Raw genomic sequence first — 16,191 nt, forward strand, 5'->3', positions numbered from 1 at the left:
CTGTAAGAGCGGAACCAATACCAGCCATCACCCAAATAACGGATATACACCCAAAACACGCCCAATCTCACCAAAGACAACACCCAGTGACCACTGAGGCAACCTGTCACGCGGCAAAAGACCACGCCTTGCTCTCGCGAAAATGGGACTACTCTTTCAGCAATGCTTGATCCAGATCAAAACCTTCGCCGGGATTGCTCTGGCGGTCGCAAGGCCAGAATCCCTGCGTGGTTGGTTATAAAAAGAAACGAATTTGAATTCGCCACACTCCATATCCGTGGGGGCAGTGGGTGCAGGCCTCCAGCCAGCATTCGGTATTACCTGACAGAGGAAGACTTATGTTCGGTTTGGAGGCGCTAGATCTCGCCCGAATTCAATTCGCGTTCACCATCTCATTCCATATCCTGTTCCCGGCCATCACCATCGGCCTGGCCAGTTACCTTGCGGTGCTGGAAGGCCTGTGGCTCAAGACCCACAACGACACCTACCGTGACCTCTACCATTTCTGGTCGAAGATCTTTGCCGTCAACTTCGGCATGGGCGTGGTCTCCGGCCTGGTCATGGCCTATCAGTTCGGCACCAACTGGAGCCGCTTCTCGGACTTCGCCGGTGCCGTCACCGGGCCGTTGCTGACTTATGAGGTGCTCACGGCGTTCTTCCTCGAAGCCGGCTTCCTTGGGGTCATGCTGTTCGGCTGGAACAAGGTCGGACGCAAGCTGCACTTCTTTGCCACGGTGATGGTGGCCGTCGGCACGCTGATCTCGACTTTCTGGATTCTTGCCTCCAACAGCTGGATGCAGACGCCACAGGGCTTTGAAATCATTGATGGCCGGGTGATTCCAACCGACTGGCTGGCCGTGATCTTCAACCCGTCGTTCCCCTACCGCCTGATGCACATGGCCACGGCCGCGTTCGTCGCTACCGCGTTCTTCGTCGGCTCCTCGGCGGCCTGGCACTTGCTGCGCGGCAAGGACAACCCGGCGATCCGCACCATGCTGTCGATGGCAATGTGGATGGCGCTGATCGTTGCACCGATCCAGGCGGTCATCGGTGACTTCCACGGCCTGAATACCCTCAAGCATCAGCCGGCGAAGATCGCCGCGATTGAAGGCCACTGGGAAAATATCGGCAACGAGCCCACGCCGCTGATCCTGTTCGGCTGGCCGGACATGAAGGCTGAAAAAACCAAGTTCGCAGTAGAAATTCCGTACCTGGGCAGCCTGATCCTGACCCACTCCCTGGACAAGCAGGTGCCGGCCCTCAAGGAGTTTCCGCCTGAGGACCGTCCCAACTCGACCATCGTGTTCTGGTCGTTCCGGGTCATGGTGGGCCTGGGCTTCCTGATGATCTTCACCGGCCTGTTCAGCCTCTGGCTGCGCCGTGGCGACAAAATGTACACATCCAAGCCGTTCCTGTACCTGGCGCTGTGGATGGGCCCGTCCGGCCTGATCGCGATTCTCGCCGGCTGGTTCACCACCGAAATCGGCCGGCAGCCGTGGGTGGTCTACGGGCTGATGCGCACGGCGGACGCTTCGTCCAATCACAGCTTTGCGCAGATGAGCATTACGTTGGTGTTGTTTGTGGTGGTGTACTTCGCGTTGTTCGGCGCGGGCCTGGGCTACATGATGCGCCTGGTGCGCAAAGGGCCTGTGACCCACGAAAGCACCGAGCCTACTCACGGTGGTCCTGGGCAGAAACGCACACCGGCCCGTCCGTTGTCGGCGGCTGATGACAGTGCCGATGCCGATCACGGCGACACCTTGAACAAGGGGAACTGAGCCATGGGTATTGATCTTCCGCTGATCTGGGCCGTGATCATCATCTTCGGCATCATGATGTACGTGGTCATGGATGGCTTCGACCTGGGGATCGGCATTCTCTTCCCGTTCATCCCGGGCAAGACCGACCGTGACGTGATGATGAACACCGTCGCCCCCGTGTGGGACGGCAACGAAACCTGGCTGGTACTCGGCGGCGCGGCGTTGTTTGGCGCGTTCCCGCTGGCCTATTCGGTGGTGCTCTCGGCGCTGTACCTGCCACTGATGCTGATGCTGATCGGGCTGATCTTTCGTGGCGTGGCGTTTGAATTCCGCTTCAAGGCCAAGGACGACAAGCGTCACTTGTGGGACAAGGCCTTCATCGGCGGCTCGCTGGCAGCGACGTTCTTCCAGGGCGTGGCGCTGGGGGCGTTCATTGATGGCATCCCGGTGGTCGACCGGCAGTTTGCCGGTGGCTCCCTGGACTGGCTGACGCCGTTCACGATGTTCTGCGGCGTGGCCTTGATCGTGGCGTATGCGCTGCTGGGCTGCACCTGGCTGATCATGAAGACCGAAGGCAGCTTGCAGGAGAAGATGCACAACCTGGCTCGGCCCCTGGCCTTCGTGGTGCTGGCGGTGATCGGTATCGTCAGCCTCTGGACGCCGCTGGCCCACCCGGAAATCGCCTCGCGCTGGTTCACCCTGCCGAACCTGTTCTGGTTCCTGCCGGTGCCGATCCTGGTGCTGGTGACCATGTACGGCCTGATTCGCGCCGTGGCCCGCAATGCGCACTACACGCCGTTCCTGCTGACACTGGTGCTGATCTTCCTTGGCTACAGTGGCTTGGGGATCAGCCTGTGGCCGAACATCATCCCGCCGTCAGTTTCGATCTGGGACGCCGCCGCACCGCCGCAAAGCCAGGGCTTCATGCTGGTGGGCACCTTGTTCATCATTCCGTTCATCCTGGGCTACACCTTCTGGAGCTACTACGTGTTCCGCGGCAAGGTCACCCACGAAGACGGTTATCACTAGGAGGATTGACTCATGTCCGGCAAACCTTCGTTGCACGACATCGAACAGGCCGAGAAAAAGCCGCTCTGGCAGCGCCTGGGCTGGCTGGCGATGATCTGGACCGGCAGCGTCCTGGCCCTGTTCGTGGTGGCCAGCCTGATGCGCATGTTCATGAATGCCGCGGGCCTGACCACCCACTGACATCCCGTTGTAACTATTGCCCTCCTTCATGGAGGGCTTTTTTATTTGCGCGCCTTGAGGACCACGAACTTCGGCGTGGTCGCCACTTGCTCGACGCCACGGAACAACCGCGCCAACTTGGTGTGATAACCCAAGTGACGGTTACCGACGATGTACAGGGCGCCGCCCACCACCAACGCTTCCCGCGCCTGCTGGAACATGCGCCAGGCGAGGAAGTCTCCCACCACTTGCTGCTGGTGGAACGGCGGGTTGCACAGCACCACATCCAGTGACTGCGCTTCCTGATCGGCCAGGCCGTCGCCGGGGCGAATCAGCACGTCACGTTCGCCCAGCGCCGCGCGCCAGTTCTCGGCCGCCGATTGCACCGCCATATAAGACTCGTCGACCAGCGTGTACTGCGCCTCGGGGTTTTGCAGCGCGCTGGCAATCGCCAGGACGCCATTACCGCAACCCAGGTCGGCTACGCGAGCGCCGCCCAGGTTTTGTGGCAGGTGCGGCAGGAAGGCCCGGGTGCCGATGTCCAGGCCTTCGCGGCAGAACACGTTGGCGTGGTTGAGCAGTTCGATGGCCGGGGTTTCCAGGCTGTAGCGCGTAGGGTAGGGCGATACGGCGTGTGGCCGATCGGCCAGGGTGGCGATCAGCAGTCGGGCCTTTTTTACCGCCAGTGAGGCGTGCATCGGGCCGATGTAGCGCTCCAGCAGTTCGCCGGCAGCCCGTGGCAGGTGCTTGACCATCGCCCCGGCAATCACTTCGGCGCCGGGTGCCAGTTGACCTTGCAGGCGAATCAATTGTTCTTCGAGCAGGGCCAGGGTTTTCGGCACGCGGATCAGTACGCGGTCGAACGGCCCGGCAGGTGTCTGGCTGGCGGGCAGGAACGTTACCGCGTCGAAAGCCTTGCCGTTGCGCGCCAGGTTTTTCTCCAGGCCCAGGGCGCCGAGGAACGAGTCACCACTGGAGGTGACCTGCACATGCCCTTCGAGGCTGGCCGCCAGCGCGCCGAAACTGTCGTTGAGCACGAGTACGCGGGTCGCCGTCGTCAGCTGTTGTTCCGCCAGGTAGCTGAGCAAATACTCATCGGCTGCATCAAACGCTTGCAGCGGGTCGTTGTGCTGTTCTGGCTGACGGATCAGGTCGAGTTGGGCGAAGGGGCTGTCGAGCAGGGGCATGGCGGGGGAGACTCTGGGTAAGCGAACCATCGGGGTGAGCGGCGACGCGAGGCGCATCAGGGGCTCGCGTCATCATCCGGAACTGGCCGCAAATGTTACGTTTTTTTCCCCTGGATTACATGCGGTGTTTAAAACAACCCGCATTTGACTGCCGTGATCACTGCGGCAATCTTGTTACTGACCCCCAGTTTCTTCATCGCACTGCTGATATGGAAGCCGACCGTGCGTTCGGACAGGCACAGGATGGTGGCGATGTCCGAGGCGGTCTTGCCCAAGGCCGACCATTGCAGGATTTCGGTTTCCCGCGGGGTCAATTTGCTGGGCGCTTGCGGGCTGGGATTGTCTGCGTATTTTTTGGCCACCACCGCGTGCATGGCGTGGCAAATCCAGAGCACTTGCCCGGCTTTTTCATAGAGTTCTTCAGGGCCCACTGGGCCGGTGGCACGCCCCAGGCTCAACATGCTGAAAACACCCTGGAAGTCATGAACCGATTGGGTCCATCCGAAATTCAGTCCGTTGGACTGGGCATGGGCCCATAAGTCCGGTACCGAAGAAAAGGTTTTCTCGTCCCATACGATCGGTAGAACCGAGCGTTTGCAATGCGCAACCACAGGGTCGAGATCAAAGTAGTGCTCTTGTCTGTACAGCGTATTCCATTCATTGGAATAGTTGTTGAGGTTGATAGTTTTCGTTTGGTTGTTGGGTAGATGGGAACTAAGGGTGAATGCGCAGTATTGGAAGCCAAGCTCGTAGGTAAGGTTGAGGGCAGCTTCGTACATACTGGTTATTTCGCTTTCCCCTTCGAGTTTGGGCAGGCGAGTGTTGTGCCAGTTGACCATCGGTAACTCTCCATGTGAACGGTTCTTACATGGGGTACTTCCAAGGCCCCCGTTTACAGCGTGAAAAATAGTGTAGGACAACGGCTACAGCTCGAAATGAAAATTTGGTTATGTTCAAGCGGGCGTTAGGCCAATAACATTTGTACAACCTGGCTACGGTGTACAGGTTTCAGGCGTTCGATAAGATTTTTTTCCATTAGTTTTAAGAACTTGCTCTAAATGCGCCTTGTTAGTATTTAGTTACACTCCCTCATCTAATGGCTTGTTGGAAGGCGACTAATAGCCAAATATTTAGTACCGCCCAGCGGTTGCCACAATGGGCAGCGGCAATGCCAGCACAAACCATCGGTGTTTCCAGGCGGCGCTTTGGGGGACACTAGGGGCCTCTGCAAATGGAGTTTCCCATGACGGCCAGTGCTGAAAAATACACCCGCCAGACCCTGCTCGACGTGAAATCGCTGACTCCCAGCCTGTTTACCCTGCGCACTACCCGAGACCCTGGTTTTCGCTTTCGCGCCGGGCAATTCGTGCGCCTGGGGGTAACCAAGGCCGATGGCAGCATTGTGTGGCGTGCTTATTCGGTGGTGTCCTCGCCCTTTGACGAGCACCTGGATTTCTTCTCTATCGTCGTGCCGGGTGGCGAGTTCACCAGTGAGCTGAGCCGCCTGCGCGAGGGCGATACCCTGCTGGTGGAACGTCAGGCCACGGGCTTTCTGACCCTGGACCGGTTTGTGGATGGTCGTGATCTGTGGCTGTTGGGCACCGGGACCGGTATTGCGCCGTTTCTCTCGATCCTGCAGGACTTCGAAGTGTGGGAGAAATTCGAGCGGATTATCCTCGTCTATAGTGCCCGCGAAGCAAGGGAGTTGGCTTACCAGTCGTTGATCCATGAACTGGGCGAACGTGAGTACCTGGCAGAATACGCCCACAAGCTCACCTACATTCCCATTGTCACCCGCGAGCAACATCCGGGCGCGCTGAACGGTCGGATTACCACCTTGATCGAGAACGGTGAATTGGAACGCGCCGCCGGTGTGGAGCTGACCCCCGAGCATTCCAGGGTGATGATTTGCGGTAACCCGCAGATGATCGACGACACGCGTCAGTTGCTGAAACAGCGCGACATGCAACTGAGCCTGACCCGCCGTCCGGGGCAGGTCGCGGTAGAAAACTACTGGTAAAACAAAGGCGCCCTGCAGGCGCCTTTACTTTTTGCCGAGCTTACTCGGGCTTGCTGTTCTGTGCCTTGAGCAGATCGCGGATCTCCCCCAGCAGCACTTCTTCCTTGGTCGGGACCGGCGGCAGGCTAGGTGCCACGGCCTCTTCACGCTTCAGGCGGTTGATGGCCTTCACGCCCATGAAGATCGCAAACGCAACGATCACAAAGTCGATCACGCTCTGGATGAACTTGCCGTACGCCAGTACGACCGCCGGCGCATCGCCCTGGGCGGCTTTAAGCGTTACGGCCAGGTCGCCGAAGTCGACACCCCCGATCAACAGGCCGATAGGTGGCATCACCACGTCGCCTACAAAGGATGAAACAATTTTGCCGAAGGCGGCGCCGATGATAATACCGACCGCCATGTCGACCACATTACCTTTGACCGCGAAGGCCTTGAACTCACTTAACACGCCCATAGGTTATTCCTTGTTACAGATGAGGAGGTAGAAGCCAGTGTAAGACAGTGTGGCGAGGCTTGCTCGACACAACTGCTAACAGTGTCCGTTTTTATCGACACATTAAATCGCAAATAGTTTGCAAAGTGCCACCAATCGCGCGCGGAATACCCGCTATTTCAGTGGGTTACCACACTATTTTCTTTATCTGGGTGGTACGGCTTTTCTATTTATCTTCTGACTCGCGGGTCACTAGCCTCTGGCAAGCACAACTCAATGTGCACTAAAAAAACCAGAGGATACCTCGATGAAAAACCCTATTAGCCGCGGGCCTATTTCTGCGCGACAGGTGCTGTTTGCAGTGAGCGCCAGTCTTCTTTCGCTGTCCGTACACGCCGCCAACCTCACGCGCGATAATGGCGCGGCGGTCGGTGACAATCAGAACTCTCAAACCGCCGGTGCGAATGGCCCGGTGCTGTTGCAAGACGTGCAACTGATCCAGAAGTTACAGCGCTTTGATCGCGAGCGTATTCCGGAGCGCGTTGTGCACGCCCGTGGCACCGGCGCTCACGGTACTTTCACCGTCACCGATAACCTCAGCGACCTGACCAAGGCCAAGGTGTTTGCCGCCGGCGAAGCCACGCCGGTATTTGTGCGCTTCTCTGCGGTCGTTCACGGCAACCATTCGCCGGAAACCCTGCGTGACCCGCGCGGCTTCGCCACCAAGTTCTACACCGCCGAAGGTAATTGGGACCTGGTCGGTAATAACTTCCCGACGTTTTTTATTCGCGATGCGATCAAGTTTCCGGACATGGTTCACGCCTTTAAACCAGATCCGCGCACTAACCTGGACGATGATTCCCGTCGCTTTGACTTCTTTTCCCATGTTCCGGAGTCCACTCGTACGTTGACCGAGTTGTACTCGGACTCCGGTACTCCAGCCAGTTACCGGGAAATGGACGGTAACGGTGTACATGCCTACAAGTTGATTAACGCCAAGGGCGAAGTGCACTACGTCAAGTTCCACTGGAAGAGCCTGCAAGGCATCAAGAACCTCGATCCTAAACAAGTGACTGAAGTACAGGGCCGTGACTACAGCCATATGACCAATGATTTGGTCACGCACATCAATAAGGGAGACTTCCCCAAGTGGGACCTGTATGTGCAAGTGCTGAAACCGGAAGACCTGGCCAAGTTTGATTTCGACCCGTTGGATGCCACCAAGATCTGGCCGGACGTGCCAGAGCGCAAAGTCGGGCAGATGGTGCTGAACCGCAACCCGGCCAACGTCTTCCAGGAAACCGAGCAAGTCGCCATGGCGCCGGCCAACCTGGTGCCGGGCATCGAGCCGTCGGAAGACCGCCTGCTGCAAGGCCGGGTGTTCTCCTATGCCGATACGCAAATGTACCGCCTGGGGCCAAACGCCCTGCAACTGCCGATCAACGCACCCCGGGTGACCGTCAACAACGGTAACCAGGACGGCGCGATGAATTTCGGCAAGACCACCACTGGCGTGAACTACCAGCCAAGCCGCCTGCTGCCACGGGAAGAGCCGCAAACCGCGCGGTACAGCCAGTCGGCCCTGTCGGGCAGTACCCAGCAGGCGAAGATCCAGCGTGAGCAGAACTTCAAGCAGGCCGGCGACCTGTACCGTTCGTTCAACAAGAAAGAGCGTCAGGACTTGATCGACAACTTCGGCGGCTCCCTGGCCACCACCGATGACGAGAGCAAGCACATCATCCTGTCGTTCCTCTACAAGGCGGATCCGGAGTACGGCACCGGCGTGACCAAAGTGGCCAAGGGCGACCTGGCCCGCGTCAAGGCACTGGCCGAAAAGCTGACCGACTAACCGCCCACGCTCCCTGTAGGAGCCGGCTTGCCGGCGATAGCGCCCACAAGTACGCCATCGCCGGCAAGCCGGCTCCTACAGGTGGCACATCACTGAGAATTTACCATGCGAATCTTTATAGGCGCTTTCCTTGCGTGTTTGTCGTTCAGCGTATTGGCCGAACAAGCTGACCCGGCCGCGCTTAAGGCACAACTGCAGGATTACTACTTCGACGCCGCCCGCCGTGGCGACGTGGAAATGCTCAACACCTTCATCGAATCCGGCTATTCGCTGAACACCCAGGATGAAAAAGGCTACACGGCGCTGATTCTCGCCGCCTATCACGGTGAAAGTGCCTACGTGGACCGATTGCTCGCCGCCGGCGCCGATGCCTGCGTGCAGGACAAACGCGGCAACACCGCGTTGATGGGCGCGATCTTCAAGGGTGAGCTGAAAATCGCCCAGCGCCTGCTCGCCACCGACTGCAACCCCGACCAGCGCAACGGCGCCGGACAAACGGCGGCCATGTATGCCGGGCTGTTCAAACGCGTGGAACTGCTGGATGAACTGAAAGCCAAGGGCGCCGATCTGAATGCCGAAGACCCGATCGGTAACAGCGCTTCACGTTTGGCCAGCGGTGAAATCCGTACCCCGGCGCCGCGCTGAGCTATCATCGCGGTTTTTCGGTTGGAGGTTCTCAAATGGCAAAGGCCAAGCGCATGTATGGCTGCACGGAGTGCGGCGCGACCTTTCCCAAGTGGGCCGGCCAGTGCACGGAATGCGGTGCGTGGAACACCCTGACCGAAACCATGATCGAAAGCGGCGGCGCCGTGGCCCCCAGCGGCCGTTCCGGCTGGACCGGGCAACAAACCCAGATCAAGACCCTGGCCGAAGTCAGCGTCGAAGAAATCCCGCGTTTCTCCACCGCTTCCGGTGAACTGGACCGGGTGCTGGGCGGCGGCCTGGTGGATGGTTCGGTGGTACTGATCGGCGGTGACCCGGGCATCGGTAAGTCCACGATCCTGCTGCAAACCCTGTGCAGCATCGCCAGCCGCATGCCGGCGCTGTATGTCACCGGCGAAGAATCCCAGCAGCAGGTGGCCATGCGTGCGCGCCGCCTGGGCTTGCCTCAGGACCAACTGCGGGTGATGACCGAAACCTGCATCGAAAGCATCATCGCCACCGCGCGCCTGGAAAAGCCCAAGGTGATGGTGATCGATTCGATCCAGACGATTTTCACCGAGCAACTGCAATCGGCACCGGGTGGCGTGTCCCAGGTGCGGGAAAGTGCCGCGCTGCTGGTGCGCTATGCGAAACAGAGCGGCACGGCGATTTTCCTGGTGGGCCACGTGACGAAAGAAGGCGCATTGGCCGGCCCACGGGTGCTGGAACACATGGTCGACACCGTGCTGTATTTCGAAGGCGAGTCCGATGGGCGGTTGCGTTTGTTGCGGGCGGTGAAGAACCGTTTTGGCGCAGTCAACGAGCTGGGTGTGTTCGCCATGACTGACCGGGGCTTGAAAGAGGTCTCCAACCCGTCAGCGATTTTTCTTACCCGTGCCCAGGAAGAAGTCCCGGGCAGCGTGGTGATGGCAACGTGGGAAGGCACCCGGCCGATGCTGGTGGAAGTCCAGGCGCTGGTGGACGACAGCCACTTGGCCAACCCGCGTCGTGTCACCCTGGGCCTGGACCAGAACCGGCTGGCGATGTTGCTGGCGGTATTGCACCGCCACGGCGGCATTCCCACCCATGACCAGGACGTGTTCCTCAACGTGGTGGGCGGGGTCAAGGTGCTGGAAACCGCGTCTGACCTGGCGTTGATGGCGGCGGTGATGTCCAGCCTGCGCAACCGGCCGTTGCCCCATGACTTGCTGGTGTTTGGCGAAGTGGGCCTGTCGGGTGAAGTGCGCCCGGTGCCCAGCGGCCAGGAGCGCCTGAAGGAAGCGGCCAAGCATGGCTTCAAGCGCGCCATCGTGCCCAAGGGCAATGCGCCGAAAGAAATGCCACCGGGGCTGCAAGTGATCGGGGTAACGCGCCTGGAGCAGGCGCTGGATGCCCTGTTCGAATAGTCGCCAGCCACACATCCCCCTTGTGGGAGCCGGGCTTGCCCGCGATGGCGGTGTATCAGCTGATTGATATGCAAACTGACACACCGCCATCACAGGCAAGCCAGCTCCCACATGCTCAGATCTCCAGCAAGGCGGCGAATTCCCGCTCCAGTTCTTCCTGATCGCCCAGGTTCAGCTCGATTATCCGCCGCAGGTGGCTTATGGAGTCGAGGTCGATGTGTTCGCACACAAAGCCGAGCTGCCCATGATCGTCGTGGGTCAGCCGCACCTGCATCTTCACGTCGGTCTCGGCGTCGAGATGAATGTCCACATCGAACGATTCGTAGCGATGGCCGTGCCATTCTTGCGGCCGTTGCACCAGCAAGCCCTTGAGCGACAAATCTACCAATTGCACCGGCCAGACACGGCCGTCTTGCGTGAGCTCGGTCCTGGCGTCGAAGGCAATGCGTCGGAAACGGCGTCGGTCTGAAGGCTGTTCGCTCATGGTGAAACCCTCTGTGGATAAAGGAATTGTAGCCGTGCGCCATCATGGGGCGGTTTTTTCTGCTTTTTTTGCCCCGGCAAGGCTCTAGACCAACGTAGGGGGGTGGCCTTTAAGGCCAGTAGCGCTAAACTCGGGATGGCTGTCTTTCTGTCCACCCTGGCTGGAATATAAAAATGAAAAATAATAATAGCCTGCTACGCCATCTACCCTGGCTGCTGCTGGCAATCGTAGGAGCGTGCGCCCTGGGCGTAGTAGCCTTGCGCCGCGGCGAGGCGATCAACGCCTTGTGGATCGTGGTCGCAGCAGTGGCCATTTATCTGGTTGCTTACCGTTACTACAGTCTGTTCATCGCTAACCATGTGATGCAGCTCGATCCACTGCGGGCTACCCCCGCTGTGCTGAACAACGACGGTCTGGACTATGTGCCGACCAACAAACACATCCTTTTTGGTCACCACTTCGCGGCAATCGCCGGCGCAGGGCCTTTGGTCGGCCCGGTACTGGCGGCGCAGATGGGCTACCTGCCCGGCACGTTGTGGCTGATCGCCGGCGTGGTGCTGGCCGGGGCGGTGCAGGACTTCATGGTCCTGTTCCTGTCCACTCGTCGCAACGGCCGTTCCCTGGGGGACATGGTCCGCGAAGAAATGGGCCGTGTGCCCGGGACCATCGCGCTGTTCGGCTGCTTCCTGATCATGATCATCATCCTCGCGGTGCTGGCGCTGATCGTGGTCAAGGCCCTGGCCGAAAGCCCGTGGGGCATCTTCACGGTGATGGCAACCATTCCGATCGCGATGTTCATGGGCATTTACATGCGCTACATCCGCCCGGGCCGCATCGGTGAAATCTCGATTGTCGGCGTGCTGTTGCTGCTGGGTTCGATCTGGCTGGGCGGGCAGATTGCCGCTGACCCGGTGTGGGCCAAGGCCTTCAGCTTCACCGGCATCCAGATCACCTGGATGCTGGTGGGTTATGGCTTCGTGGCTGCCGTGTTGCCGGTGTGGCTGATCCTCGCGCCACGGGACTACCTGTCTACGTTCCTGAAAATCGGCACCATCATCGCCCTGGCGATTGGCATCCTGGTGACCATGCCCGACCTGAAAATGCCGGCGCTGACCCAGTTCATCGATGGCACCGGCCCGGTGTGGAAGGGCGGCCTGTTCCCGTTCCTGTTCATCACCATCGCCTGTGGCGCGGTCTCGGGTTTCCACGCACTGATCTCCTCGGGCACCACGCCCAAGTTGCTGGCCAGTGAAGGGCACGCCCGTTACATCGGCTACGGCGGCATGTTGATGGAGTCGTTCGTGGCCATCATGGCGATGGTTGCCGCTTCGGTGATCGAGCCAGGGGTGTACTTCGCCATGAACAGCCCGGCCGCGATTGTCGGCGGTGACGTGGTGGCTGTGGCGCAAACCGTCAGCAGCTGGGGTTTTGCAATTACCCCGGAAGCGTTGCAGGCGGTGGCCCATGACATTGGTGAGTCCACCATCCTGGCCCGTGCCGGTGGTGCGCCGACCCTGGCGGTCGGTATCGCGCAGATCCTGCACAGCGTCCTGCCGGGTGAAAACACCATGGCGTTCTGGTACCACTTTGCGATCCTGTTCGAAGCGCTGTTCATCCTGACTGCGGTCGACGCCGGTACCCGTGCCGGTCGCTTCATGCTGCAGGATTTGCTCGGCTCCTTCGTGCCGGCGCTCAAGCGTACCGAGTCCTGGACGGCCAACCTGATCGCCACCGCAGGTTGCGTGGCGATGTGGGGTTACCTGCTGTACCAGGGCGTGATCGACCCACTGGGCGGCATCAACACCTTGTGGCCGCTGTTCGGTATCTCCAACCAGATGCTGGCCGGTATCGCGCTGATGCTCGCCACGGTTGTGCTGATCAAAATGAAACGCCAGCGCTACATCTGGGTGACCATGCTGCCAGCCGTATGGCTGCTGATCTGCACCGTGACCGCAGGCTTCATCAAGCTGTTCGACGCCAACCCGGCGATCGGCTTCCTGTCGCTGGCCAAGAAATACAGCGATGCCCTGGCCGGCGGCCAGATCCTCGCACCGGCCAAGAGCATCGACCAGATGCAACACGTGATCTGGAACGCCTACACCAACGCAACGCTGACGGCGCTGTTCCTGTTCGTGGTCTTCAGCATCCTGTTCTATGCGCTCAAGGTCGGCATTGCTGCCTGGGGCAAAAAGGAACGTACGGATAAAGAAGCGCCATACCAGGCCATCCCGGACGCTTGATAGAGGATTGCAATCATGTTCAATGACATCAGTCGCCTCGGTAAATACCTCGGTCAGGCCGCGCGCCTGATGGTCGGCATGCCCGACTACGACACCTACGTCGAGCATATGCAAACCAAACACCCGGACAAACCGATGATGGACTACAAGGCGTTCTTCCGGGAACGCCAGGAAGCCCGTTACGGCGGCAAGGGTGGGCCCAAGTGCTGCTAGCCCGGTAGTTCGGGCTGCGGTAATCCCTTGTGGGAGCGGGCTTGCTCGCGAAGGCGGTCTTTCAGTGATGCATGTGCTGACTGACACGCCGCCTTCGCGAGCAAGCCCGCTCCCACATTTGTTTTGTGTTTCTTCAAGGAGAATTCTTTGTCCTCTCCCATCCCCGTCACCGTCCTCAGCGGCTTCCTCGGCGCTGGCAAGACCACCTTGTTGCGTCACCTGCTCAAGGCCGAGCACGGCTTGAAAATCGCCGTGATCGAAAATGAATTCAGCGACGCCGGTATCGACACCCAACTGTTGGGCAGCGAGCCGGTGCAAGTCATGACCCTGTCCAATGGCTGCGTGTGCTGCACCATCCACACTGACCTGACCAAGGCCCTGTACCTGTTGCTGGAGCGCCTGGACAGCAGCGAGATCGCCTTCGACCGCCTGGTGATCGAGTGCACCGGCCTGGCCGACCCGGCCCCCGTGGCCCAGACCTTTTTCATCGATGAAGAACTGCGCGAGCGCTACATCCTCGACGGTATCATCACCCTGGTGGACGCGGCCCACGCGGAGCACCACCTGACCCAGACCATCGCCCAGGCGCAGATCGGGTTTGCCGACCGCCTGCTGGTGAGCAAGCGCGACCTGGTGGACGATGCCACCTTCGACGCCCTCAGCGAGCGCCTGACTCGTATCAACCGCCGGGCGCCGATTCGTGTGGTGGAACACGGCAAGATCGACCTCGCCGAACTGCTGGATGTGCGCGGCTTCAACCTCAACGCCGGCATGAGCCTGCGCCCGGTGAGCCAGGCGCCGTCCATCGACCGTATTTCCAGCCTGGTGCTGCGCACTGACCAGCCGCTGGATATCGACAAACTCAGCGAGTTCATGAACGAGCTGCTGGAAGACCACGGCAAGCAATTGCTGCGCTACAAAGGCGTGCTGAACATTGCCGGGGAAGACCGGCGCATGGTGTTCCAGGGCGTGCTGAAGCTCTACGGGTTCGATTGGGACACCGAATGGGCCGAAGGCGAAGCGCGGGAAAGTGTGATTGTGTTTATTGCTGACGAGTTGCCGGAAGAGAAGATTCGCGAAGGCTTTGCGCGGGTTTACCAATCCTGACTTGAAACGCAGTCAAAATGTGGGAGCGGGCTTGCTCGCGAAAGCGGTGTATCAGTCAGCCCATGCATCAACTGACACAGCGCTTTCGCGAGCAAGCCCGCTCCCACATTTGATGTCATTTCAAATTGAGAAAGCAGCGTTTTCAGGCATAAAAAAGCCCGGCTCAAGAGCCGGGCTTTTCATTCAAGCAACTGCAATCAAGCGCCGTATACCGGCAGCTTCTTGCAGATGGCCTTGACCTTCTCACGCACAGCGTCAATCACTGCTTCGTTGTTCAGGTCAGCCAGGATGTCGCAGATCCAGCCAGCCAGTTCCTTGCACTCTGCTTCCTTGAAGCCACGAGTGGTCACCGCCGGGGTGCCGAAGCGCAGGCCGGAGGTGACGAACGGCGAACGTGGGTCGTTCGGTACCGAGTTCTTGTTCACGGTGATGAAGGCTTTGCCCAGAGCGGCGTCAGCGTCTTTACCGGAGATGTCCTGCTTGATCAGCGACAGCAGGAACAGGTGGTTCTCAGTACCGCCGGACACCACGTCAAAACCACGCTCGATGAACACGCCGGCCATGGCCTTGGCGTTTTTCACCACTTGCTGCTGGTAGGTCTTGAACTCAGGCTGCAGCGCTTCCTTGAAGCAGATCGCTTTGGCGGCGATCACGTGCTCCAGCGGGCCACCCTGGCCGCCCGGGAATACGGCGGAGTTCAGCTTCTTCTCGATCTCGGCGTTGGCGCGAGCCAGGATCAGGCCGCCACGTGGACCGCGCAGGGTCTTGTGGGTGGTGGTGGTCACGACGTCAGCGAACGGAACCGGGTTCGGGTAGACGCCAGCGGCGACCAGACCGGCCACGTGGGCCATGTCGACGAACAGGTAGGCGCCGACCTTGTCAGCGATTTCGCGGAAGCGTGGGAAATCCAGGATCTGCGAGTAGGCAGAGAAACCGGCCACGATCATTTTTGGCTTGTGCTCAACGGCCAGGCGCTCGACTTCGTCGTAGTCGATCAGGCCGTTGCCGTCGATGCCGTACTGAACGGCGTTGTACAGCTTGCCGGAGGAGGAAACGCTGGCGCCGTGGGTCAGGTGACCGCCGTGGGCCAGGCTCATGCCCAGGATGGTGTCGCCCGCTTGCAGCAGGGCCAGGTACACGGCGCTGTTGGCTTGGGAGCCGGCGTGTGGCTGGACGTTGGCGTAATCGGCGCCGAACAGTTCCTTGGCGCGGTCGATGGCCAGTTGCTCAACGATGTCGACGAACTCGCAACCGCCGTAGTAGCGCTTGCCCGGGTAGCCTTCGGCGTACTTGTTGGTCAGAACCGAACCTTGAGCCTCCATCACGGCGGGGCTGGTGTAGTTTTCCGAAGCGATCAGCTCAATGTGCTCTTCCTGGCGCTGAGCTTCTTGCTCCATGGCGGCAAAGAGATCGGCGTCGTACTTGGCAATAGTCAAATCACGGCTGAACATGGCGGTCCTCAAGGATCGGGGGCAGAAAAGAAGCGCATTCTAACCCAATGGGTTTTAGATGGCATATGAAAGGACATCATGTCGCGGACAAGCGGGGCTCATCTGGGGATAGGTGGTGTTTGTTCGGGCCCCTTCGCGAGCAAGCCCGCTCCCACATTCAATCGGGTTCCTTCAGGTGGAATACGGTCGAATGTGGGAGCGGGCTTGC

Annotated in this window: 15 protein-coding genes; 10 read left to right on the forward strand and 5 right to left on the reverse strand. The window is 59.7% G+C overall.

Annotated features, from left to right (window positions below; genetic code table 11):
- The first annotated feature begins 338 nt into the window (after positions 1-338).
- From HX807_RS08890 to HX807_RS08900, 3 genes are read left to right on the forward strand one after another with little or no spacing between them, the layout of a single operon-like run.
- Complete coding sequence (locus tag HX807_RS08890; RefSeq protein WP_008432808.1) at positions 339-1,778, forward strand: cytochrome ubiquinol oxidase subunit I; 1,440 nt, start codon at positions 339-341, stop codon at positions 1,776-1,778.
- A gap of 3 nt (positions 1,779-1,781) precedes the next feature.
- On the forward strand, positions 1,782-2,789 hold the full coding sequence (cydB, locus tag HX807_RS08895; RefSeq protein WP_008432810.1) for a cytochrome d ubiquinol oxidase subunit II: 1,008 nt from the start codon (positions 1,782-1,784) through the stop codon (positions 2,787-2,789).
- A gap of 12 nt (positions 2,790-2,801) precedes the next feature.
- Entirely contained in the window at positions 2,802-2,969 is a 168-nt protein-coding gene (locus tag HX807_RS08900) for a DUF2474 domain-containing protein (RefSeq protein ID WP_003215809.1), read from the forward strand.
- Positions 2,970-3,010: 41 nt separating this feature from the next.
- Here HX807_RS08900 and HX807_RS08905 read toward each other — a convergent pair whose 3' ends face one another.
- The gene (locus HX807_RS08905) at positions 3,011-4,135 is read right to left on the reverse strand and encodes a methyltransferase (RefSeq protein WP_003215811.1); all 1,125 of its coding nucleotides are present in this window, start codon (positions 4,133-4,135) and stop codon (positions 3,011-3,013) included.
- 128 nt (positions 4,136-4,263) lie between these two features.
- Positions 4,264-4,974, reverse strand: a complete 711-nt coding sequence (locus HX807_RS08910; protein ID WP_003215813.1) for a LuxR family transcriptional regulator — start codon at positions 4,972-4,974, stop codon at positions 4,264-4,266.
- Positions 4,975-5,378: 404 nt separating this feature from the next.
- Here HX807_RS08910 and HX807_RS08915 point away from each other — a divergent pair, with 404 nt between their 5' ends.
- Positions 5,379-6,155, forward strand: coding sequence for a ferredoxin--NADP reductase (locus tag HX807_RS08915; RefSeq protein WP_177049772.1), 777 nt, complete (start codon positions 5,379-5,381; stop codon positions 6,153-6,155).
- Positions 6,156-6,195: 40 nt separating this feature from the next.
- Here the strand turns inward: HX807_RS08915 and mscL are convergent, their stop codons facing one another.
- Positions 6,196-6,612 carry a large-conductance mechanosensitive channel protein MscL gene (gene mscL, locus HX807_RS08920; RefSeq protein ID WP_003215816.1) on the reverse strand — a complete coding sequence of 139 codons (417 nt, stop codon included), beginning with the start codon at positions 6,610-6,612 and terminating at the stop codon, positions 6,196-6,198.
- Positions 6,613-6,898: 286 nt separating this feature from the next.
- Between mscL and katB the strand changes: the two genes are divergently transcribed.
- The 3 genes from katB to radA all read left to right on the forward strand — a co-directional run bounded on the left by katB (position 6,899) and on the right by radA (position 10,488).
- On the forward strand, positions 6,899-8,440 hold the full coding sequence (gene katB / locus HX807_RS08925) for a catalase KatB (RefSeq protein ID WP_003215817.1): 1,542 nt from the start codon (positions 6,899-6,901) through the stop codon (positions 8,438-8,440).
- 105 nt (positions 8,441-8,545) lie between these two features.
- On the forward strand, positions 8,546-9,085 hold the full coding sequence (locus HX807_RS08930; protein WP_177049774.1) for an ankyrin repeat domain-containing protein: 540 nt from the start codon (positions 8,546-8,548) through the stop codon (positions 9,083-9,085).
- Positions 9,086-9,120: 35 nt separating this feature from the next.
- On the forward strand, positions 9,121-10,488 hold the full coding sequence (gene radA, locus HX807_RS08935) for a DNA repair protein RadA (RefSeq protein ID WP_003215821.1): 1,368 nt from the start codon (positions 9,121-9,123) through the stop codon (positions 10,486-10,488).
- 115 nt (positions 10,489-10,603) lie between these two features.
- Here radA and HX807_RS08940 read toward each other — a convergent pair whose 3' ends face one another.
- Positions 10,604-10,972 carry a PilZ domain-containing protein gene (locus HX807_RS08940; RefSeq protein WP_008432822.1) on the reverse strand — a complete coding sequence of 123 codons (369 nt, stop codon included), beginning with the start codon at positions 10,970-10,972 and terminating at the stop codon, positions 10,604-10,606.
- A 173-nt stretch (positions 10,973-11,145) separates the two neighbouring features.
- Between HX807_RS08940 and HX807_RS08945 the strand changes: the two genes are divergently transcribed.
- The 3 genes from HX807_RS08945 to yjiA all read left to right on the forward strand — a co-directional run bounded on the left by HX807_RS08945 (position 11,146) and on the right by yjiA (position 14,532).
- A complete protein-coding gene (locus HX807_RS08945; RefSeq protein ID WP_003215826.1) occupies positions 11,146-13,212 on the forward strand; it encodes a carbon starvation CstA family protein in 2,067 nt (688 codons plus the stop codon).
- Positions 13,213-13,227: 15 nt separating this feature from the next.
- Positions 13,228-13,425: a YbdD/YjiX family protein gene (locus tag HX807_RS08950; protein WP_003176208.1), complete on the forward strand. Its 198-nt coding sequence runs from the start codon at positions 13,228-13,230 to the stop codon at positions 13,423-13,425.
- 147 nt (positions 13,426-13,572) lie between these two features.
- Positions 13,573-14,532 carry a GTPase gene (yjiA, locus tag HX807_RS08955; protein ID WP_177049775.1) on the forward strand — a complete coding sequence of 320 codons (960 nt, stop codon included), beginning with the start codon at positions 13,573-13,575 and terminating at the stop codon, positions 14,530-14,532.
- A 197-nt stretch (positions 14,533-14,729) separates the two neighbouring features.
- Here the strand turns inward: yjiA and glyA are convergent, their stop codons facing one another.
- Positions 14,730-15,983, reverse strand: a complete 1,254-nt coding sequence (glyA, locus tag HX807_RS08960; RefSeq protein ID WP_008432824.1) for a serine hydroxymethyltransferase — start codon at positions 15,981-15,983, stop codon at positions 14,730-14,732.
- Between the last annotated feature and the right edge of the window lie 208 nt (positions 15,984-16,191).

Source organism: Pseudomonas sp. D8002, from assembly GCF_013385695.1.
Lineage (GTDB): Bacteria > Pseudomonadota > Gammaproteobacteria > Pseudomonadales > Pseudomonadaceae > Aquipseudomonas.